A 22,480-nucleotide genomic window follows, 5' to 3' on the forward strand; every position below is an offset into this window, starting at 1 on the left:
CATTCGTAGGGTCGCCATTGATGCCGACTAAAACCGCATCGCGGACTTTCATCACGCCTGGCCCATGGATGGGCTCCCTTTGCCGGAGCGTTGCCGATGACACCGAGAGAATCTCTGATCGCCCACACCATTCTGCAAGGTTTCGACGCGCAGTATGGCCGCTTTCTGGATATCACCGCAGGCGCCCAGCAGCGCTTCGAGCAGGCCGACTGGCATGCCGTGCAGCAGGCAATGAAAGCGCGTATCCATCTTTACGATCACCATGTTGGATTGGTGGCCAACCAACTGCGCATCCTGAATGATGTGTCAAACTGGGATGAAGCGTTATGGCTGCGGGTGAAAAGCCACTATGAGACGCTGCTACCCGGTTATCCGCGCCATGAAATTGCCGAAAGCTTCTTTAATTCCGTCTATTGTCGCTTGCAGGGGCACAGCCATCTCGATCCCAATCGGCTGTTTATCTTCCCGTCGCAGCCCTATGTCGCCGCGCCGATGGCACAACGTCCATTGTCGCGGCTGTACCGTCTACAAAGCAGCTGGCATGAAGTATTAAGGCAGGTTCTGAACGATATTCCTTTGCGCTTGCCCTGGCAGGATATCACCCGCGATATCGGCTGGATCGTCCGCCACTTGCATGAACAGTTCAGCCCCGCTCAACTGGCCACCGCCACGCTGGATGTCGCCGGTGAACTGTTCTACCGCAATAAAACCGCATGGATCGTGGCGCGATTGCAGTTGAGTGATGGCATGGTGCCTTGCTTGCTGCCCATCCAGCGTGATGAGGCGGGACGCTTGTGGATCGACACCTGCTTAACCGACAGCGACGACGCCAGCATCGTGTTTGGCTTCGCCCGTGCCTACTTTATGGTATATGCACCCGTGCCTGCGGCGTTGGTTGCCTGGCTGCAACCGATTCTGCCGGGAAAAACCCTTGCCGAACGCTACATGGCCATCGGCTGCCAGAAACACGGCAAAACCGAATGCTACCGCGAATACCTGCATTATCTGGCACACAGTGATGAAGAGTTCACTATCGCGCCCGGCATCCGCGGCATGGTGATGCTGGTGTTTACACTGCCTGGATTTGATCGCGTATTTAAGGTGATTAAAGATCGCTTCGCGCCGCAGAAAGAGGTCACCGATGCGCAGGTGCGGGATTGCTATCGCATGGTCAAAGAGCACGACCGCGTAGGACGCATGGCCGATACACAAGAGTTTGAGTACTTCGCGATACCGCGCGCACGTATTCCGGCAGCGCTGATGGAGGAATTTCAACGCGACATTCCGGAGAAAATGGAACTGCGTGACGACGTGCTGATCATTCGACATCTGTGGCTGGAGCGCCGTATGGAGCCACTCAATTTGTGGCTGGCGCAGGCCACACCAGAACAGCGTCAGCACGCGATTGGCGAATATGGCGATGCGATTCGCCAGTTGGCGGCAGCGAACATTTTCCCCGGCGACATGCTATTCAAAAACTTCGGCATGACGCGTCACGGTCGCGTGGTGTTTTACGACTACGATGAAATTCGGCCTATGACCGAACTGAAGTTCCGCGATGTGCCGCCAGCACGTTACGAAGAGGATGAGCTGCAAGCCGAGCCGTGGTACAGCGTGGGGCCGGATGATGTGTTCCCCGAAACCTTCCGCTATGCGCTGTGCAGCGAGCCGGGCACCGGTAAGTTATTGCTCGCGCTGCACCCGCAGCTGTTTGATCCGGGCTGGTGGCGCGCGCTGCAAACGCGCATCCGGGAAGGGCATATCGAAGAAGTGATCGCCTGGCGCGCCGGACAGCGTTTCAGCGCGCGCTATGCATCAGTGGCCGCTTAGCGGCCAGAATAGGTCTGCGTGACCAGCCTGGCGGCACGGATCACCAGCGCGCCCAGTTCGGTGACGCGGTCGTCGGTCATGCGTGCTATCGGGCCGGAAATCGAGATGGCGGCAAAAGGCTCGCCGTGCTCATCATAGATGGGTGCCGCCACGCAGCGCAGGCCCAGCGCGTGCTCTTCATCATCGTGCGAAAAGCCCATCTTACGGATCAGCGCCAGATTCTCTTTCAGGCTGTGCGGAGACATCAAAGTTTTCGGCGTGTAGTGGTGCAATCCTTTCTGATGCAACAGCGCGGTCACCTGCTCATCGCTGAGATGGGCGAGAAATGCTTTGCCTGCGCCAGACGCGTGCATCGGTAGCTTACCGCCAATCGGTGCCGACATACGCATCAGCTGCGTACACTGCACCTGGTCGATAATCACTGCCTGATAGTCGCTGAGATCCAGCACCGCCAGATTCACTGTCTCTCCGGCATCTTCCATCAGTTTACGCAGGATGGGATGCACAATCGCCAGCAGATTGCGGCTCTGAAGAAAACTGCTGCCGACCACAAAGGCATGTGAGCCGATGGTCCAGAAGCCCAGATCACCAACCTGATGCACAAATCCCTGCTGCTGCATGGTGGTCAGCAAGCGATGCGTGGTGGAATTCGGTAAACCGGCCTGTTGAGCCAGCTCGGTCAGCGCGACGCTGCCGTGAGATTCGGCGATCAGTTCGAGTAAACGCAAACCGCGCGTCAGAGATTGAACTTGCCCACCTGCCGGGGCGCTGGTGGCTGTTGCGGCACGCGGTTTTTTTCCACGTTTCGCCGGTACTGGGGTTGCCATAACGTCTCCACAATCGCATCAATGCTGGAAACCATTTTCGTTTTTGGGCGTATGAATGCAAACGCTGCATTACTGGTCGGATCTGTAATGCTTTCAGGCTGAAAATGTCTCATCTGTCGTGACTTTTGCTCACCGGAAAGTTATGCCAGTATGTTTGGCTGGCATATTAGCCAACGCAATGACGTGGACGGGGCGAGAGTGAGCAATAAAACAGAAATGCTGCATCAGCAACTGGCACAGCGGATTATGATTTTGGACGGTGGCATGGGCACCATGATTCAGAGTTATAAACTCAGCGAAGCCGATTTTCGTGGCAGCCGTTTTGCCGACTGGCCCTCCGATTTGAAAGGCAATAACGACCTGTTAGTGCTCACCAAACCGGACGTTATTCGCGAAATTCATGATGCTTATCTTGCCGCTGGCGCAGATATTCTGGAAACCAACACCTTCAACTCCACCACCATTGCGATGGCAGATTACGCGATGGAAGATTTGTCAGCGGAGATTAACTTTGAAGCGGCAAAACTGGCGCGCGCCAGTGCGGATGCATGGACGGTAAAAACACCTGACCGACCGCGCTATGTTGCGGGCGTGCTCGGCCCCACCAACCGCACCTGCTCCATCTCGCCGGATGTGAATGATCCTGCCTTCCGAAACGTCACCTTCAATCAGCTGGTGGAAGCCTACCGCGAATCAACGCATGCGCTGATTGAGGGTGGTTCAGACCTGATCATGATTGAGACGGTGTTCGATACCCTGAATGCCAAGGCGGCGATTTACGCCGTGCAGGTCGAGATGGAAGCGATGGGCGTGAAGCTGCCGGTGATGATCTCCGGTACCATTACCGATGCCTCGGGTCGCACACTCTCCGGCCAGACCACAGAAGGTTTCTACAACTCACTGCGCCACGCCGAGCCGCTGTCGTTTGGCCTGAACTGTGCGCTCGGTCCAGACGAGCTACGCCAGTACGTGCAGGAGCTATCCCGCATTGCGGATGGCTATGTCACTGCTCACCCTAACGCCGGTTTGCCGAATGCGTTTGGTGAATACGATTTAGATGCGGCAACCATGGCTGAACAGATCGGCGAATGGGCGCGAGCCGGTTTCCTGAATATCATCGGCGGCTGCTGCGGTACCACGCCGGAACATATCGCGGCGATGGCGGCGGCGGTTGAGGGCGTTGCCCCCCGCCAGCTGCCTGAAATCCCTGTTGCCTGCCGTCTGTCCGGTCTGGAACCCCTGAATATTCACGCTGATTCGCTGTTTGTGAACGTCGGTGAACGCACCAACGTCACGGGTTCGGCCAAATTTAAGCGTCTGATTAAAGAAGAGAAGTACAACGAAGCGTTGGATGTGGCCCGTCAGCAGGTGGAAAGCGGCGCGCAAATCATCGATATCAACATGGACGAAGGCATGCTGGATGCGGAAGCTGCGATGGTGCGCTTCCTCAACCTGATTGCTGGTGAACCCGATATCGCGCGCGTTCCGATTATGATCGACTCCTCGAAGTGGGAGGTGATCGAGAAAGGGTTGCAGTGCATTCAGGGCAAAGGCATCGTTAACTCAATTTCGATGAAAGAGGGCGTTGAGCCGTTTATCGAACACGCGCGTAAAGTGCGACGCTACGGTGCCGCCATGGTGGTGATGGCGTTTGATGAAGTCGGCCAGGCGGATACCCGCGCACGTAAAATCGAAATCTGTCGTCGCGCCTACAAGATCCTGACGGAAGAGGTCGGTTTCCCGCCAGAAGACATCATTTTCGACCCAAATATCTTCGCAGTCGCCACCGGTATTGAAGAGCATAACAACTATGCGATGGACTTTATCGGCGCCTGTGAAGACATCAAGCGCGAGCTGCCGCATGCGATGATCTCCGGCGGCGTGTCTAACGTGTCGTTCTCGTTCCGTGGTAACGATCCAGTGCGCGAGGCGATTCACGCGGTGTTCCTCTATTACGCGATTCGCAATGGGATGGATATGGGCATCGTCAACGCCGGTCAGCTGGCGATCTATGACGACTTGCCCGCAGAACTGCGCGATGCGGTGGAAGATGTGGTGCTGAACCGTCGTGACGATGGCACCGAGCGGTTACTGGAGCTGGCGGAGAAATATCGCGGTAGCAAGAGCGACGGTGAGCAGGAGAAGCAGCAGGCCGAATGGCGTAGCTGGGATGTGGTTAAACGTCTGGAATACTCGCTGGTAAAAGGCATCACTGAATTTATTGAGCTGGACACCGAGGAGGCGCGTCAGGCTGCCGTACGGCCCATTGAAGTGATTGAAGGGCCGCTGATGTCCGGCATGAACGTGGTCGGCGATTTGTTCGGCGAGGGTAAAATGTTCCTGCCGCAGGTAGTGAAATCGGCGCGCGTGATGAAGCAAGCGGTGGCCTATCTCGAACCTTATATTGAAGCCAGCAAAGAAGCCGGGCGCAGTAACGGTAAAATCGTGCTGGCGACGGTGAAGGGCGATGTGCATGACATCGGTAAAAACATTGTCGGCGTGGTGCTGCAGTGTAATAACTACGAAATTATCGATCTTGGCGTGATGGTGCCAAGTGACAAAATCCTGAAAACCGCCATTGCTGAAAATGCCGATATCATTGGGCTTTCCGGGCTGATTACGCCTTCGCTGGATGAGATGGTCAACGTGGCGAAAGAGATGGAGCGCCAGGGCTTCACCATCCCGTTACTGATTGGCGGTGCGACCACGTCGAAAGCGCATACGGCAGTGAAGATCGAGCAGAACTACAGTGGTCCAACGGTGTATGTGCAAAACGCCTCACGCACCGTGGGTGTTGTCTCTTCACTGCTCTCAGAAAGCCTCAAAGAGGAGTTTGTGGCCCGCACGCGCAAAGAGTACGACACGGTGCGCATTCAGCACGCACGTAAGAAGCCACGCACGCCGCCGGTCAGCCTGCAAACCGCACGCGACAACGATTACGCCATCGACTGGGAAAGCTATACGCCGCCGGTCGCGCATCGCCTTGGGGTCAGCGCGGTTGAAGCCAGTATCGACACCCTCCGTAATTACATCGACTGGACGCCGTTCTTTATGACCTGGTCGCTGGCGGGGAAATACCCGCGCATTCTCGAAGATGAAGTGGTGGGTGAAGAGGCTAAACGCCTGTTTGCCGATGCCAACGCCATGTTGGACAGGCTCAGTGAAACCGGCACCCTCAATCCGCGTGGCGTAGTTGGGATTTTCCCGGCAAACCGCGTCGGAGACGATATTGAAGTCTACCGTGATGAAAACCGCGATCAGGTGATAGGTGTGAGCCATCACTTACGTCAGCAGACCGAGAAAACCGACTTCGCTAACTACTGCTTAGCTGACTTTGTCGCACCGAAATCCAGCGGTAAAGCCGATTATCTCGGCGCGTTTGCTGTCACCGGTGGACTGGAAGAGGATGCGCTGGCCGAAGCGTATGAGCAGCAACATGATGATTACAACAAGATCATGGTCAAGGCGCTGGCAGATCGTCTGGCAGAAGCTTTTGCCGAATATCTGCATGAGCGGGTACGTAAGGTGATTTGGGGCTTTGCCGCTCATGAGAACCTGAGTAACGAAGAGTTGATTCGCGAAAATTATCAGGGCATTCGTCCTGCTCCGGGCTATCCGGCCTGTCCGGAACACACGGAGAAAGCGCAAATCTGGCAGTTGCTGGATGTGGAGACGCACACTGGCATGAAGCTCACGGAGTCCTTTGCTATGTGGCCGGGTGCGGCAGTATCCGGCTGGTATTTCAGCCATCCGGACAGCAAATACTTCGCTGTGGCGCAGATTCAGCGCGATCAGGTGGAAGATTACGCGGCGCGTAAAGGAATGAGTGTCAGCGAGGTTGAGCGCTGGCTGGCACCGAATCTGGGTTATGACGCGGATTGATGGGCTGATGGCGTAAAGGGATACGCAGAGCATTCAGTCGGGGCCCAACCAGGCAAGGCCCCGAAACCTCCAGGTATGCGCCTGGAGGTCAACGCCGTTTCAACCTTCCACACTTGTCGTTAATTAAACCGCGCATCACGATCTGAGGTCATGTCATACAGCTGATATTTACGCCCCAGCATCTGTCCGCCATCACGCGTTAGCGGCACCCAATTCACCTGCGCACGGCCACGGGTTGGCGTCACGGTAAACAGATCCATTGGAATCGAGATATAGAAGCCTTTGGTGAAGTCGCCTTCGCCATAGGCTTCGGCGGACACGTTGGTTTTGGTGGCGTAGAAGCCGACCATCACACCGCTGTCGAAGCGCTTCGACACATCGACTGTCACACCTTTATCTTTCGCCAGATATTCACCGACGCTGGCTTTCACCAGCACGTCCTGCATGAACCATGGGCGCCAGTACGCGGTGAAGTGTCCGGTTGGCGCTTTGTAGTCGGTGAACTGCATCATGTTGTCCCAGTCACGTTGTTTCACGTAGTTGGCATCAACACCAAAAGCCCAGTTGCTGTCTATCGGACGATACAACACTTCACCACCCACGCCGCCGTACATGGTTTCGAGATAACCGCCGTACACCTGGCCATAGAAGCCATTGCCGAGATACCCCATGTAGTTGGCTTGCAGGTCATTAACGTAGACATTGTTCTCGACGTAGTCGCGAATATGGGTACGCACGCGCGGCAGGGTGGAGTCAGCCGGTGCGCCGTTGTAGTTAAATTTGTCGTAGTTATTGGCGAGGTTACCAAACAGGCTGCCGCTAACCAGCAGGTGATCGGTCAGTGCGTAATCAACGCTGCCCATCACGCCCAGTTGGTACATGTAGAAGCTCTCAGGCCCACCAACCGACTGATTGAGCACCGGTGCCAGATTGTAGTGAAGGCGATCTTTGCGGATAAAGAAGCCTTGTTCAGTCTCGCCAGGATCGACCGGATTCTCACGCGTCTGCTGCAGCGGCTGCTCATGACCCAGCGGGTAACCGCTCAGCGCATTGTGCAGACTGGCGACATCAGTGCGGGTGGTCACCTGCGGCATATTGAGACGCGACTCGGTGACATCTATGGTATCAATGCCGGCCGGCAGGTTGTTCATGATGATGCGATTGGCACGATCGACGCCTTCGCGCGTATCGCGGTATTTCGTCTGTTCGCCAGAGACATACAGCGTACTGCCTTTGGTCTGGATGCGCGGACCGCTTAATCCGGCGTTGTACTTCAGATCGGTCAGCTGGTTGGCTACCACCGTCGGTTGCAACAGATCGCCCTGCGGCTGCGGGTTATAAGCCGGTTTGGCACTATCAATGTGCGACTGGCGCAAATCGTTGAAGTTAGTGCGCACGGTCACGCCAAACATAAAGGTGTTGCCACGCTCATAGCTGGCGTTGATATCGGCCCAATCGGTCAGGCGATAAATCGCTCCCACGTTGACCTTGCTGCGCTGTTCCAGACGTCCGGCAAAGTCATCCTGATAGTCATTGCCTTCATATTCCAGCTTCAGACGTAGCGGCTGCCAGGGGGTTTGATACTCCACGCCGCCAAACAGTGCTGCCGGGCCGTGGAACATCTGGGAACCATTGATAGAACCCGCCGAGCCACCGCCGGTACGGCTACAGAAGCTATCGCTGTAGGAGCAGAACGGGTTTTTGATACTGCCGCTGTTACCGAGGTAGCCCCAGCCGATGCCCATGGTGAAATCAAACGGTCCCCAGGCTTTGGTTGCCACCAGATATTCACTGTCAAACAGGCCGGTACCGCCCAAATCACGCGATCCGACTGCCACTTCAGGCAGCCAGTAGCTCTCCTGCCACAGACGCAGCTTCACATCGAAGGCTTTGTCTTTATAACTTTGGTCGCCACTGAAGCCTTCAACTGCGCTATAGCGGCGCGTACGCACGTCAGTGTAACGCACGGTGGTTTCCAGCCATGGGAACAGCTGCAGCGAAGCAGAGTAGTAGCGATATTGATCGTTATCGCGGAAGTTCAGGCTGAATTCGCCCTCTTTCGCCATGCGTGCCGTGGGGGTCTGCATCAAACCCACGCCGCCGAAATCCGATTGTGATGGCCCGATGGGTTCCGGCCAGGTTTCCGCGTGCACCTGGCATGCCGCAGAGACAGAAGCAGCCAACAGGCTGAGAAGTAATTGTTTTTTCATCAGTCTGGAATCCGGTGTGTCAGAACAGAGAGCATGCGCGCATTCAAATCAGCTTTGCCCCAGGGCAGGCTCCACGAGGTAAAGCCCAGCCAGATGATGCTGCCGGGTGCCACTTCCACATGACGTTGATTCCAGTAGGCAACCGGCACCTGCTGCGTCTGGCCAGACGGGGCGATGAGGGTGGCGAAGCTGCGCTCGGCACCCGACAGGCGGTCGTGCGCCTCAAGGTAGTCCCGCACCGTGCGACCGGGTTGCCAGCTTGCTTTGCCGGGATGGTCCAGCGCGCCGAGAATCAGCACTTGCGTGGGCTGTGGCAGCGTGTAGAGGTCGTAGCTGCCCTGTAGCGTGCGATTGGCTTCTGGACGCAGGCGTACCCAATCAGGATCGAGTGAAGTGAACTGGCGTCCGGTGACCTGTATCGTGCTGAGCTGGTGGATCACTGCGCCAATGGTCGCTGCCAGCGCATCGCCGCTTTCGGCCTGCCAGGTGCGTAAATCAGCCAGCAACTGTTGCTGTTGTTGCTGTGCCACCGCCGTTGCGCCACGTTCAGCGATCACTGTACCGGGCCACCAGGTGTGCAGTGCCGGGTTGGTGACCAGCTGCGCCAGATTCTGCGCATGATCGATCTGCAGGCTGTTTTGGTTGTGCAGGTTATGCACCGTTACCTGACTATCTGCCAGCGCATAACCGGCCGTCAGCAGCGCGATGGCCGTTAACAGAGGGGAGATTATTTTCATGATTTCGCCGGCTTCAGAATCGTGGTTTCAACTGCGAAGGCATCTGCGGCGAGCATTTGATTTGCCTGCAAAACGCTGCCATCACGGTTATCGATCCAGAAGGTGTTTTGCCATTCTGCGCCGACATCATCCATTCGCACGGTCTCGATCCAGATACGGCAGGGCACGCGCTCACCGGCGATGTTCAGCACGGTGTCATCGCCGCGCTGAAAGGTGGAAGTGGCGGTGGCAGCGCGTACTTTCTCTTTCTCGCGCCACTGCACCACGCGGGTCCAGCTGACATTGTTTTGCAGATGCAGCGCATCGGCGAGCGGATCCTGCGCCAGATTGCTGACCTCATCAAGGTTGCTGGCCAGCCCCAGTGTTTTGACGAGCCTGCCATGCTGCATCACCAGCATCGCCTTATCCTGAGTGATCCATTTTTGTTGGCCGTTTTCGTCATACCCAAGCACCACAAAGATACGCGGTCCTTCATTGATGCGCGCATACAGGCTGGCGTAAGGGAGACTGGCAACCTGCTCATCGGTGACGGTGACATCATCCGGACCTTTCACGGCCAGCATCACGGTTTGTTCCAGGCCTTTTTGTGTTTGTGTGCAGGCCTGCAGCAGCAGGCAGAAAAGTAGCAAGGAGAGTCGGTGCACTGTGTATATCCCTGTCAAAAATAAAACCAGGCAAAAAATAACCACACGGCTGTGTGGTTATGTTTAAAGGTGCTACATCAACGCGTGGTGCTCGTTGTGGTGGTCGTTGTTGTGCCGGTATTTGCGCCGTCACCACCGCCAGCAGCAGCGATGCCGAGACCGACTAACGCGCCCAGTGCGCCGATACCCACAGCGGTAGTGGCACCGGTCGAGATTGCTCCCGCCTGCGCACCTGCTGCTGCACCAGCTTCTTCCGGTGCGGCAATCGCAGCGGAAGAAACGGCAACGTAAAGTAAGGCTGCACCGGCAACCATCAGTTTTTTCATAACAACGTTTCCTGCATTTTTAGAAACAAATGAATGAAGGATGTACCCTAATTTCGGGCGCGTTCAGTATAGGGCAACAAATTACCAGAGTTCATCGCCAGTAAAAGAGGGTGAAAAACAGGGGTTATTCTGGTGATAAATACGGCGAATTGGTGATAGCTGCTTTTTTTAAATGAAGATTTTTCAGGTGGCGGGATATTTGATTGGTTGTGGCTGACACGGCAGCATTTTTCACTTTTGCATTAAAAAATGGTACGGAATAGGATTAATCGGATTTTCCTGAGTGTGCTTTAATTTTAATGATAGATTAATCAAATAGATGCTTATTTTGGGTGGGCGAATTAGATCCATTTTTTGATGAGTGCCATGCTATTCATTTTAAACAAACTCCGATTTTCCTTAGCGCATTTTAAGAATTATCTAACCGTAACGGGATCGCTAAATAACAAAATTGCGAGGTTTATTGCATGTTTGACAAAAATAAGGCGGCAATTAAGCCGCCTTATTCGTATCGGCAGGAAAATTAACGCCAGGATTTATAGCGGTTAATTAAGCCATTAGTGGAACTGTCGTGACTGCTGATCTGCGATTCATTTTCCAGCTCTGGCAGAATACGGTTTGCCAGCTGTTTACCCAATTCAACACCCCATTGGTCAAAGGTGAAGATGTTGAGAATCGCGCCCTGAGTGAAGATCTTGTGTTCGTACAGCGCAATCAGTGCACCCAGGCTGAACGGGGTGATTTCACGTAGCAGGATGGAGTTGGTTGGGCGGTTACCCTCGAACACCTTGAACGGCACGATGTGGGCAACAGACTCAACGGATTTACCGGCATCGGTAAACTCTTTCTCGACCACCTCACGTGATTTACCAAACGCCAGCGCTTCGGTCTGCGCGAAGAAGTTCGACAGCAGCTTCGGATGGTGATCGGTCAGTGCGTTGTGGGTCTGCGCCGGCGCGATAAAGTCGCAAGGGATCAGTTTAGTGCCCTGATGAATCAGCTGATAAAACGCATGCTGGCCGTTGGTGCCTGGCTCGCCCCAAATAATTGGGCCGGTCTGGTAATCCACCGGGTTACCTTCGCGATCCACGTATTTACCGTTGGACTCCATGTTGCCCTGCTGGAAGTACGCTGCGAAACGGTGCATGTACTGGTCGTAAGGCAGGATGGCTTCGGTTTCGGCTCCAAAGAAGTTGTTGTACCAGATACCGATCAGTGACAGCAGCACCGGCAGGTTCTGCTCGGCTGGCGTGTTGGCGAAGTGGTTGTCCATCGCATGTGCGCCGCTCAGCAGCTGTTCGAAGTTCTCGAAGCCCACTGACAGGATGATCGACAAGCCAATCGCTGACCACAGTGAATAGCGACCGCCGACCCAGTCCCAGAACTCAAACATATTGTCGGTATCGATACCGAACTCGCCCACCGCTTTACCGTTGGTCGACAGCGCAGCAAAGTGTTTGGCGACATGCTGCTGGTCGCCCGCGGTTTTCAGGAACCAGTCGCGCGCGCTGTGGGCGTTGGTCATGGTTTCCTGGGTGGTGAAGGTTTTAGACGCCACGAGGAACAGGGTGGTTTCCGGGCTGAGATCTTTCAGCGTTTCGGCAATGTGTGTGCCATCAACGTTAGAAACAAAGTGCATGTTCAGGTGATTTTTATACGGGCGCAGCGCCTCAGTCACCATGAATGGACCGAGATCCGAACCGCCGATACCGATGTTCACCACGTCGGTGATCGCTTTGCCGGTATAACCTTTCCACTCACCGCTGATGATGCGCTCAGAGAAGCCTTTCATCTTCGCCAGCACCGCATTCACTTCTGGCATCACATCTTTGCCATCCACGATGATTGGCGTGTTGCTGCGATTACGCAAAGCAACGTGCAGCACGGCACGCTCTTCGGTGCGGTTGATCTTCTCACCAGAGAACATGGATTTGATGGCGCCCGCCAGATCGGTCTCTTTCGCCAGCGCCTGTAACTTATCGAGGGTTTCCTGGGTGATGCGGTTTTTTGAGAAATCCACCAGCATCTGATCGTCGAAAGTGGCAGAGAATTTCGCAAAACGGTCGGCATCATCTTCAAACAGGTCGGCGATCTGCACCGATTTCATCTGGTCAAAATGCTGCTGCAGCGCTTTCCAGGCTGCGGTTTGTTTCGGATTGATATTTTTCATGGCAACACTCTTGTTGAAATAAGAACCGTCATTCCAGCCGGGCGCGTCCTGCTGGCCCAGCGTGCTAAGCATTTCTTGTGGCTGATACGCTACCGCGAACGGGTTTCAGTATGACCACAGTTGCAAACGAAGGGAAAAAATTTGTGACCGTGGCCGCAAGGTTTCAGGTTAATCCGGCGGCGATTGTCGATGTTCTGGCAAAAAAATTCCCTGTGCCGCATCAGCAAAAAGCCGCGTTTTTGCGCGCCGTTGACTACTTTAGGCGGGTGTGGCTGCCAGCGTTTGTTCTGCGATGCGCTGGCGTAATTCTAAAAAAGAATTTTCAACGTGTTGCAAGGCTGGACAGCGGAAGAATTAATCAGTATTTTGTGCCCGCGACTTGCACCTTTGGGTGCAAGCCAGAAGAGGCGCGTCGCCCAGGCAGTGTGTTTGAGGATCCGTATCCAACGACAACACATCATGGGGTGCGACGCCGAGATGGAACAACACGCGGAGTGTTGTCCTGTCGGCTGCAGGGGCTGAATCCTCTGGGTTGTCACCAGAAGCGTCCGCAGTCGGACGTTTCGCAAGGTGAAGTGCTTTTGGTGACTCATCTCCTGATCTTGTCTGTCCAATTCTGCTCTTCTCTTGTGCCAAGGCTGAAATCACCGCTTCCGTTTAACCACGGGAGAAAGCTAATCTGACACGAGGTTCGTAACATGTCTCAAAACCTGATCGTGGCAAAATTTGGCGGCACCAGCGTTGCCGATTTTGATGCCATGAACCGCAGTGCGGATGTTGTGCTCTCTGATGCCAATACCCGTTTAGTGGTGCTCTCTGCGTCTGCTGGCGTGACTAATCTGCTGGTTTCTCTGGCTGAAGGCCGGGAACTGGAGCAGCGCGCACACCTGCTGGACGAAATTCGCAACATTCAATACGCCATCATTGATCGCCTGCAATCCCCTGAAGTGATTCGCCAGGAGATTGATCGCATGCTGGAAAACATCCTGATGCTGGCGGAAGCAACTGCGCTGGCGACCTCACATGCGCTGACCGATGAGTTGGTAAGCCATGGTGAGCTGATGTCGACCTTGCTGTTCGTGGAAGTGCTGCGTGAGCGTCAGGTCAATGCCGAATGGTTTGATGTGCGTAAAGTGATGCGCACCAGCGACCGTTTTGGTCGTGCTGAGCCTGATGTTGCCACGCTGAAAGAGCTGTCCACCGCGCAACTGGCTCCACGTGTTGCAGAAGCACTGGTCGTTACTCAGGGCTTTATTGGTAGCGAAGGCAAAGGGCGCACCACCACGCTGGGACGTGGCGGCAGCGACTATACCGCAGCACTGTTGGGAGAAGCTCTGCAGGCGTCGCGTGTGGATATCTGGACCGACGTGGCCGGCATCTACACCACCGACCCGCGTGTGGTGCCCACCGCGAAACGCATCGAAGAAATTACCTTCGAAGAAGCGGCGGAAATGGCAATCTTCGGCGCGAAAGTGCTGCATCCGGCGACCTTGCTGCCAGCTGTGCGCAGTGACATTCCGGTGTTCGTGGGTTCGAGCAAAGATCCGGCTGCCGGTGGCACGCGCGTGTGCAATGAAACCCAGAATCCACCGCTGTTCCGTGCGCTGGCACTGCGTCGTAAGCAAACCCTGATGACGCTGCACAGCCTGAACATGCTGCACGCGCACGGCTTCCTGGCTGAAGTGTTCGCGATTCTGGCTCGCCATAACATCTCCGTCGATCTGGTCACCACGTCAGAAGTGAGCGTGGCGCTGACGCTGGATACCACCGGTTCTTCGACCACCGGTGAGAGCCTGTTGACGCAAGCACTGCTGACCGAACTCTCTTCACTGTGCCGCGTGGAGGTGGAAGAGAACCTGGCGCTGGTGGCGATTATCGGCAACAACCTGTCGAAAGCCTGCGGTGTCGGTAAAGAGGTGTTTGGTGCCCTTGAGCCGTTTAATCTGCGCATGATCTGTTACGGAGCCAGCAGCTATAACCTGTGCTTCCTGGTACCAACGCCAGACGCAGAAGAAGTGGTGCGCGCACTGCATAAGAACTTGTTTGGCAGTTAATCCAGAATGCTGAAAACGAGCCGGACATTGTCCGGCTTTTTTATTTCTGTGGCAGGCTACAGGCGTGCGATATCTCGTCCACCGGCCTAAAGGCAGCGGATATCTTTGCCGTTTTCCCAGCTTTGCCGCAGACGATCCGCATTTTATCCTGCCAGCGACTTCCCGCCTTACGTTACGATAATGAAATGTTATGATCCCGCGTCCGTCGCTGTGGTCGTTCCTCGCGCGGCACTTCATCTGTGGCATATGAAATAAATTAAAAAATATCTAAGGAAGTCTCCCCATGCTCGCCAAATTAACCCGCCTGTTCCCGCTCTGGGCCGTGCTGCTCTCGGTCGCGGCGTATTACTCACCCTCGACGTTTCTCGGTATTGGGCCGTGGGTGACTTATCTGCTGATGCTGATCATGTTCGGCATGGGCGTCACTCTGAATATTGATGATTTCAAACGTGTGCTGACGCGTCCGGCACCAGTTATCGCCGGCACCTTTTTGCACTATCTGGTGATGCCACTCGCCGCCTGGGGCCTGGCAAAACTGTTCCATATGCCGCCGGATCTCTCGGCTGGGATGATTTTGGTAGGCAGTGTGGCCAGTGGCACCGCGTCCAACGTGATGATCTATCTGGCGAAGGGCGATGTGGCCCTGTCCGTGACCATCTCTTCAGTGTCTGCGCTGGTGGGTGTTTTCGCCACGCCGCTACTGACGCGCTTCTATGTCGATACTCACATTCAGGTCGATGTGATCGGCATGCTGCTCAGCATCGTTAAAATCGTGGTGATCCCGATTGGTCTGGGTCTGATCATCCACCACTCAATGAACAGCGTGGTGCGCCGTGTTGAGCCCTATCTGCCGGCATTTTCCATGGTCTGTATTCTGCTGATTATCAGCGCAGTGGTAGCGGGTTCTCAGGGCTTTATCGGTTCTGTCGGCCTGGTGGTGATTGCGGCGGTGATCCTGCATAACGCCATCGGCCTGCTCGGCGGTTACTGGGGTGGCAAGCTGTTTGGCTTTGACGAATCCACCTGCCGCACGCTGGCACTGGAAGTGGGTATGCAGAACTCCGGTCTGGCGGCAACGCTGGGCAAACTCTACTTCTCGCCGCTGGCCGCCTTGCCAGGTGCGCTGTTCTCGGTGTGGCACAACCTGTCAGGTTCACTGCTGGCCGGTTACTGGTCGGGCAAACCGATTGAGAAGAAGCAGAAGTAATCCTGCGAGCGGGCGGCCAAAGTGCCGCCCGCTGTCTATTTGCTACAGTTTCAGATAAGCGCGGATCCCATCCAGGAACATCTGCGTTGCCAGCATAATCAAAATCAAGCCCATCAACCGCTCCAGCGCGTTAACGCCTTTGTCGCCCAACAGGCGTAAAAACAGCCCTGACATCAGCAAAATGACCACGGTAACGCCCCAGGCAATCAGCAATGCGCCAACCAAATGTGACATCTGATTGGGATATTGATGTGACAGCAGCATCAGCGTGGCTAACAGCGAAGGGCCTGCAACCAGCGGAATCGCCAGCGGCACCAGAAACGGTTCTTCACCTGCAGGTAATCCGCTGGTGCTGGTTTCGCCAGAGGGAAAAATCATGCGAATGGCGATGAGGAACAGGATGATGCCGCCGGAGATCGAGACGGTTTCAGTACGCAAATTCAGGAACGCCAGAATACGTTCGCCGGTAAACAGGAACAGCAGCATGATGATCAGCGCGATCAGCATTTCACGTATCAGCACCGCACGCCGGCGCTTGGGTTCGAGATGCTTGAGCACCGACATAAAAATCGGCAGGTTGCCTAGCGGGTCCATAATCAACAGCAGCAATATGGTCGCAGATATCATTTCAGTCATAGGTAAAAGCCATCCCTTGTTCCCGTCATTTTTTAAACTGAGGTGCGTTGGCGACGACGGGGTTCCGAAACGCTGACTCGCATAGCCGATCGAGTTACGCCGAATTTCCGCCTGCCCGTACCTCGATTCATTGAGGGGAGTATTAGTTGTACTGCTGAAAAAGTTGGCGCAATCGAATTAATTCACTTGCCAGAAAGCCTGCATTTTGTAGAGTTGGAGGTCGCAGGTAAACCTGATTATTACGCAGATCAACTGGATATTCCGCTTGGTCTTTTCCTCGCACCACGAAGGGCACAGTGAAAACGCCCCGGACGGACAGAAAATGAAGAATGTAGGCTTTATTGGTTGGCGTGGCATGGTCGGCTCTGTGCTGATGTCACGCATGAGTGAAGAACGCGATTTTGATGTGATCAATCCGGTCTTCTTCTCCACGTCTCAGCTTGGTCAGGCAGCACCGACATTCGGCGGCAAGTCGACCGGTGCGCTGCAGGATGCTTTTGATATCGAGGCGCTGAAGGCGCTGGATATTATTATCACCTGCCAGGGCGGTGACTACACCAGTGAAGTTTACCCTAAGCTGCGTGAAAGCGGCTGGCAGGGTTACTGGATTGATGCGGCCTCGACGCTGCGCATGAAAGATGACGCCATCATCATTCTCGATCCGGTTAACCACAATGTGATTCGTCAGGGCCTCGACAACGGTATCAAAACCTTCGTCGGCGGTAACTGTACCGTCAGCCTGATGCTGATGTCACTCGGCGGCCTGTTCGCTAACGATCTGGTGGAGTGGGTCTCTGTCGCTACCTATCAGGCGGCCTCCGGCGGCGGCGCACGTCACATGCGTGAGCTGCTGACACAAATGGGCATGCTGCACGACCACGTGGCGAGATCCCTGCAGGATCCGGCTTCAGCGATTCTGGATATCGAACGTAGCGTCACCGATTTCACCCGTTCTGGCACCTTGCCAACCGACAACTTCGGCGTACCGCTGGCGGGCAGCCTGATTCCATGGATCGACAAGCAGCTGGATAATGGCCAGAGCCGCGAAGAGTGGAAAGGCCAGGCAGAAACCAACAAGATTCTGCGCACCAGCAGCGTGATCCCAGTGGATGGTCTGTGTGTGCGCGTCGGTGCACTGCGCTGCCACAGTCAGGCATTCACCCTGAAGCTGAAAAAAGATATCCCGCTGAACGAAATCGAACAGCTGCTGGCTTCTCATAACGAGTGGGTGAAAGTGGTGCCAAATGACCGCGAAATCACCATGCGTGAACTGACCCCTGCGGCCGTCACCGGCACGTTGACCACGCCGGTTGGTCGTCTGCGCAAGCTGAACATGGGACCGGAATACCTTTCCGCCTTCACCGTGGGTGACCAGTTGTTGTGGGGCGCGGCTGAACCGCTGCGCCGCATGTTGCGTTTGTTGATCGACTAAGCGCAGCGACAAACCAGACAGGCCGGGATTTCCCGGCCTTTTTTATGCCAACCAGGTTGCAAAACTTAACCCAAATTGCGCCTGACAAGTGATCCGCTTCCCCTTTTTGCTTGCCCGACAAGATTTTTTTGCTTTCCCCCCTGGCTTCTGCCAGCCCCAAGCTATGATTTAACAGTGATGTGCCGGTTGTTTACTGTTTTTGCTTTCCGAACTGAATGGTTGTTGTACACGGCAAAGATCTTCTCCCATGGACGGTGTCCTCTCTTGCTGATGTACGTATGGCTCAATGAAAAGCAGCGCACCAGAGGCGGCATTGTTGTCCACTCCGGTCGCCTGCGCAAAATCATAGGAAGAAAGTCATGTCAGAGCTTCCCGATCGCCAGGCGATCAATGCCCTTTTTGCCGGGAATTATGCCGATCCCTTCTCCTTTTTGGGGATGCACCAAACTGTCGAAGGCCTCGAAGTCCGCGCGTTGCTGCCCGATGCCTCCGAAGTCTGGGTGATTGAAACCAACACCGGACGCAAATGCGCGCAGCTTAAATGTCTCGATTCACGCGGCTTCTTCTGCGGTGTGATCCCACGCCGTAAAAACCTGTTTCGTTATCAGCTGGCGGTCACCTGGCACGGCCAGCAAAACCTGATCGACGATGCCTATCGCTTCGGCCCGTTACTGGCCGAAATGGATGCCTGGCTGCTCGGCGAAGGCACGCATCTGCGCCCGTATGAAACGCTAGGTGCACATAACGCGACCATTGATGGCGTCAGCGGCACCCGCTTCTCGGTGTGGGCACCGAACGCACGTCGCGTCTCCGTGGTGGGCGAATTCAATTTCTGGGACGGTCGTCGCCATCCGATGCGCTTCCGCCGTGAGCTGGGTATCTGGGAGCTGTTTGTGCCGGGCGCGGTGAATGGCCAGCTGTACAAATATGAAATTATTGATGCGTCAGGGCAGATGCGCATCAAAGCCGACCCGTTTGCCTTTGAAGCACAGATGCGCCCGCAAACCGCCTCGATGATCTGCGGCCTGCCGCCGAAAGTGGAGATGCAGCCGCAGCGCAAAGCCGCCAATGCTTTTGATCAGCCGATCTCGATTTACGAAGTGCATCTGGGGTCGTGGCGCCGCCACACCGACAACAACTTCTGGCTGAGCTACAAAGAGCTGGCCGAACAGCTGGTGCCTTACGTCAAAGAGATGGGCTTCACCCACATTGAATTGCTGCCGATCAACGAACATCCGTTTGATGGCAGCTGGGGCTATCAGCCTCTCGGCATGTATGCACCCACGCGCCGCTTTGGTACCCGCGATGAGTTTCGCCACTTTATCGCCGCAGCGCATGATGCCGGTCTCAACGTGTTACTCGATTGGGTGCCGGGCCATTTTCCCAGTGACGATTTCGGATTGGCGAAATTTGATGGCACCGAACTGTATGAGCACAGCGATCCCCGTGAAGGCTACCATCAGGACTGGAACACACTGATCTACAACTTTGGTCGCCGCGAAGTCAGTAACTATCTCTCCGGCAACGCGCTGTATTGGATGGAGCGCTTTGGCATTGATGGCCTGCGTGTGGATGCCGTGGCATCGATGATCTACCGCGATTACAGCCGCAAAGAGGGCGAATGGATCCCTAACCACTTTGGCGGGCGTGAAAATCTTGAAGCGATTTCCTTCCTGCGCCACACCAACCGCACACTGGGCCGTGCGGCACCGGGCACCATCAGCGTGGCAGAAGAGTCCACCGACTATCCGGGTGTGACACGCCCTTCTGAAGATGGCGGCCTCGGCTTCTGGTTCAAATGGAACCTCGGCTGGATGCACGACACGCTCGACTACATGAAGCTCGATCCAGTGCACCGTCGTTATCATCACAACCTGATGACCTTCGGCATGCTGTACAACTACACCGAAAACTTTGTGTTGCCGCTGTCGCATGACGAAGTGGTGCATGGCAAGCGCTCGATCCTCGATCGCATGCCCGGTGATGCCTGGCAAAAATTTGCCAACCTGCGTGCCTATTACGGCTGGATGTGGGGCTTCCCTGGTAAAAAGCTGCAGTTTATGGGCAACGAGTTTGCTCAGGGCCGCGAGTGGAACCACGATTCGAGCCTCGACTGGCATCTGCTGGAGGGCGAAGACAACTGGCACAACGGCGTACAGCGTCTGGTGCGCGATCTCAACCACAGCTACAAACACTTCACGCCATTACATCAACTTGATTTCGATGCGCAGGGCTTTGAATGGCTGGTGGTCGACGATCATGAAAACTCGGTATTTGTGTTTGCACGTCGCGATCGTGACGGCAATGAAATCATTGTTGCCAGTAACTTCACGCCGGTGGCGCGCCACGACTACCGCTTTGGCGTCAATCAACAAGGCGGCTGGCGTGAGGTGCTGAACACCGACCAACAGGACTACCATGGCAGTGATGTGCGCAACCATGGGGTGGTGCATACCGATTCAATTGAGAGCCACGGTCGGGCGCAATCGCTTAGCTTGGTCTTGCCGCCGCTGGCCACGATTTGGCTGGTGCGGGAGGGCGACTGATGCTGGAGCCCGGGCAGCCAACGCCGTTGGGCGCCCATTACGATGGGCGCGGCGTTAACTTCACGCTGTTTTCCCGCCATGCCGAGCAGGTGGAGCTGTGCCTGTTTGACGCGCACGGCGTTGAGCGTCGCTTTACGCTACACGCGCGCAGTGGCGATATCTGGCACGGCTATTTTCCAGCGTTAAAACCCGGCCAGCGTTACGGCTATCGCGTGCACGGCCCATGGGCACCGCAACAAGGACATCGATTTAACCCGGCCAAATTACTGGTCGATCCCTGCGCGAAAGCGGTGGTGGGGGATATTCCCGACGATCCGCGTTTTAGCGGAGGTGAGCAGCAGCCGGATGAGCAGGACAACGCTGCCATTGCGCCAAAATCACTGGTGATCGCCGAGGATTTTGACTGGGAAACGGATCAGCCGCTGCGCACCCCCTGGGGTAATACGGTGATTTATGAGGCGCACGTGCGTGGCTTAACCCGGCAACATCCGGAAATTCCGGAAAGGCTGCGCGGGACTTATGCGGCACTGGGCCATCCTGCTATGGTGAAGTACTTACGCCATCTCGGCATCACCGCGCTGGAACTGCTGCCGATTGCACATTTTGCGACGGAGCCACGGCTGCAGCGCCTCGGGCTAAGCAATTACTGGGGCTACAACCCCTTTGCGCTGTGGGCGGTGGATCCGCGCTATGCCTCCGGCGAGCACGGCTTAACCCCGTTGCAGGAGTTCCAACAGGCGGTCAAAGCGCTGCATGCGGCGGGTATCGAAGTGATCCTCGATGTGGTGTTCAACCACACCGCGGAACTGGAAGAGATTGGCCCCAACATTTCACTGCGTGGCGTGGATAACGCCAGCTATTACTGGCTCGACGCGCAGGGTGAATATCAAAACTGGACCGGCTGCGGTAACACGCTCAATCTCAGCAATCCACAGGTGATGGATTGGGCCTTAGAAGCGCTGCGCTATTGGGTGCGGGACTGCCATATCGATGGCTTCCGTTTTGACCTCGCCAGCGTGCTGGGTCGCATGCCTGATTATCGCCAGGATGCGCCGCTGTTCGCTGCCATCAAAGCCTGTCCAGTGCTGTCACAGGTCAAATTGATTGCTGAGCCCTGGGATATCGGTCCCGGCGGCTATCAGGTGGGCAATTTTCCCGTGGGGTTCGCCGAATGGAATGACCATTTCCGCGATGCCGCGCGCCGTTACTGGCTGCACGGCCAGCTCAACAACGGTGAATTTGCCCGGCGCTTTGCCGCGTCCAGCGATGTGTTCCAGCGCGAGGAGCGTTTGCCGCACGCCAGCATCAATCTGATCACCGCGCATGACGGCTTTACGCTGCGCGATGTGGTGAGCTTCAACAATAAACACAATCAGGCCAACGGCGAGGACAATCGAGACGGCAGCAGCAGTAACTTCAGCCATAACCATGGCAAAGAGGGGCTGCAGGTCAATTTCGATATCGTCGAACGGCGGCGGCGCAGCGTACACGCCTTACTCACGACGCTGCTGCTGGCGCAGGGCACACCGATGTTGCTGGCCGGAGACGAACGCGGTCACAGCCAGCACGGCAACAATAACGCGTACTGTCAGGACAACCCGCTCACCTGGTTGCACTGGCATCAGGATGATTTTGGACTGGTCGACTTCACTGCCGCGTTAATCCGGCTGCGTCAGCGCATTCCTGCACTGACAGCGGATCGCTGGTGGCAGGAGGGCGATGGCAACGTGCAGTGGTTCAATGCCAGCGGCAAACCACTGGGAAATGAGGAGTGGGAACAGGGGGCGCACAGAATGCAGATCCTGCTCTCCGGCCGCTGGTTAATAACAATCAACGCCACGGAATCGGTGAGTGACCTTGCCTTACCAGACGGAGAGTGGCGTGCCATTCCTCCTTTCGCCGGGGAAGATAACCCCATCCTTACAACTGTCTGGCACGGGCCCGCACACGGCGTGTGTGCGTTCCTAAAGCAATCATAA

General features: G+C 55.7%; 14 protein-coding genes and 1 riboswitch. Of the genes, 7 read left to right on the forward strand and 7 right to left on the reverse strand.

Annotation, left to right across the window (positions count from 1 at the left end):
- The first annotated feature begins 96 nt into the window (after positions 1-96).
- The gene (gene aceK / locus AC6I8L_RS01340; protein ID WP_479397938.1) at positions 97-1,830 is read left to right on the forward strand and encodes a bifunctional isocitrate dehydrogenase kinase/phosphatase; all 1,734 of its coding nucleotides are present in this window, start codon (positions 97-99) and stop codon (positions 1,828-1,830) included.
- Here aceK and iclR read toward each other — a convergent pair.
- Positions 1,827-2,657 (reverse strand): glyoxylate bypass operon transcriptional repressor IclR, encoded by an 831-nt coding sequence (gene iclR, locus AC6I8L_RS01345; protein ID WP_097118907.1) that lies wholly within the window; start codon positions 2,655-2,657, stop codon positions 1,827-1,829. The two genes, aceK and iclR, sit on opposite strands and share 4 nt — an antisense overlap.
- A gap of 198 nt (positions 2,658-2,855) precedes the next feature.
- Here iclR and metH point away from each other — a divergent pair, with 198 nt between their 5' ends.
- Positions 2,856-6,539 (forward strand): methionine synthase, encoded by a 3,684-nt coding sequence (gene metH / locus AC6I8L_RS01350; RefSeq protein WP_058960099.1) that lies wholly within the window; start codon positions 2,856-2,858, stop codon positions 6,537-6,539.
- 119 nt (positions 6,540-6,658) lie between these two features.
- Here the strand turns inward: metH and AC6I8L_RS01355 are convergent, their stop codons facing one another.
- The 5 genes from AC6I8L_RS01355 to pgi all read right to left on the reverse strand — a co-directional run bounded on the left by AC6I8L_RS01355 (position 6,659) and on the right by pgi (position 12,626).
- On the reverse strand, positions 6,659-8,749 hold the full coding sequence (locus AC6I8L_RS01355) for a YjbH domain-containing protein (protein ID WP_058960031.1): 2,091 nt from the start codon (positions 8,747-8,749) through the stop codon (positions 6,659-6,661).
- Positions 8,749-9,486, reverse strand: a complete 738-nt coding sequence (locus AC6I8L_RS01360; RefSeq protein ID WP_058960032.1) for a capsule biosynthesis GfcC family protein — start codon at positions 9,484-9,486, stop codon at positions 8,749-8,751. Before AC6I8L_RS01360 ends, AC6I8L_RS01355 begins: the two co-directional genes overlap by 1 nt.
- A complete protein-coding gene (locus AC6I8L_RS01365; RefSeq protein WP_058960033.1) occupies positions 9,483-10,130 on the reverse strand; it encodes a YjbF family lipoprotein in 648 nt (215 codons plus the stop codon). Before AC6I8L_RS01365 ends, AC6I8L_RS01360 begins: the two co-directional genes overlap by 4 nt.
- Positions 10,131-10,207: 77 nt before the next feature.
- Positions 10,208-10,456, reverse strand: coding sequence for an exopolysaccharide production protein YjbE (yjbE, locus tag AC6I8L_RS01370; RefSeq protein WP_034827112.1), 249 nt, complete (start codon positions 10,454-10,456; stop codon positions 10,208-10,210).
- 523 nt (positions 10,457-10,979) lie between these two features.
- Positions 10,980-12,626 carry a glucose-6-phosphate isomerase gene (pgi, locus tag AC6I8L_RS01375; protein ID WP_058960100.1) on the reverse strand — a complete coding sequence of 549 codons (1,647 nt, stop codon included), beginning with the start codon at positions 12,624-12,626 and terminating at the stop codon, positions 10,980-10,982.
- Positions 12,627-13,020: 394 nt separating this feature from the next.
- Positions 13,021-13,215, forward strand: a riboswitch (Lysine riboswitch).
- A gap of 109 nt (positions 13,216-13,324) precedes the next feature.
- On the opposite strand from pgi, the gene lysC reads away from it, so the two are divergent.
- Both lysC and panS read left to right on the forward strand, forming a co-directional pair.
- Complete coding sequence (gene lysC, locus AC6I8L_RS01380) at positions 13,325-14,680, forward strand: lysine-sensitive aspartokinase 3 (RefSeq protein ID WP_034827106.1); 1,356 nt, start codon at positions 13,325-13,327, stop codon at positions 14,678-14,680.
- Positions 14,681-14,963: 283 nt separating this feature from the next.
- On the forward strand, positions 14,964-15,887 hold the full coding sequence (gene panS / locus AC6I8L_RS01385) for a ketopantoate/pantoate/pantothenate transporter PanS (protein WP_038643713.1): 924 nt from the start codon (positions 14,964-14,966) through the stop codon (positions 15,885-15,887).
- A gap of 42 nt (positions 15,888-15,929) precedes the next feature.
- Here panS and AC6I8L_RS01390 read toward each other — a convergent pair whose 3' ends face one another.
- Positions 15,930-16,523 carry a YhgN family NAAT transporter gene (locus AC6I8L_RS01390; RefSeq protein ID WP_034827091.1) on the reverse strand — a complete coding sequence of 198 codons (594 nt, stop codon included), beginning with the start codon at positions 16,521-16,523 and terminating at the stop codon, positions 15,930-15,932.
- A 322-nt stretch (positions 16,524-16,845) separates the two neighbouring features.
- Here AC6I8L_RS01390 and asd point away from each other — a divergent pair, with 322 nt between their 5' ends.
- The 3 genes from asd (at position 16,846) to glgX (ending at position 22,480) form a co-directional block, all read left to right on the forward strand.
- Positions 16,846-17,955: an aspartate-semialdehyde dehydrogenase gene (asd, locus tag AC6I8L_RS01395; RefSeq protein ID WP_058960034.1), complete on the forward strand. Its 1,110-nt coding sequence runs from the start codon at positions 16,846-16,848 to the stop codon at positions 17,953-17,955.
- 359 nt (positions 17,956-18,314) lie between these two features.
- The gene (gene glgB, locus AC6I8L_RS01400) at positions 18,315-20,501 is read left to right on the forward strand and encodes a 1,4-alpha-glucan branching enzyme (RefSeq protein ID WP_058960035.1); all 2,187 of its coding nucleotides are present in this window, start codon (positions 18,315-18,317) and stop codon (positions 20,499-20,501) included.
- Positions 20,501-22,480 carry a glycogen debranching protein GlgX gene (gene glgX, locus AC6I8L_RS01405; protein ID WP_058960036.1) on the forward strand — a complete coding sequence of 660 codons (1,980 nt, stop codon included), beginning with the start codon at positions 20,501-20,503 and terminating at the stop codon, positions 22,478-22,480. Before glgB ends, glgX begins: the two co-directional genes overlap by 1 nt.

The organism is Type-E symbiont of Plautia stali (genome assembly GCF_059731115.1).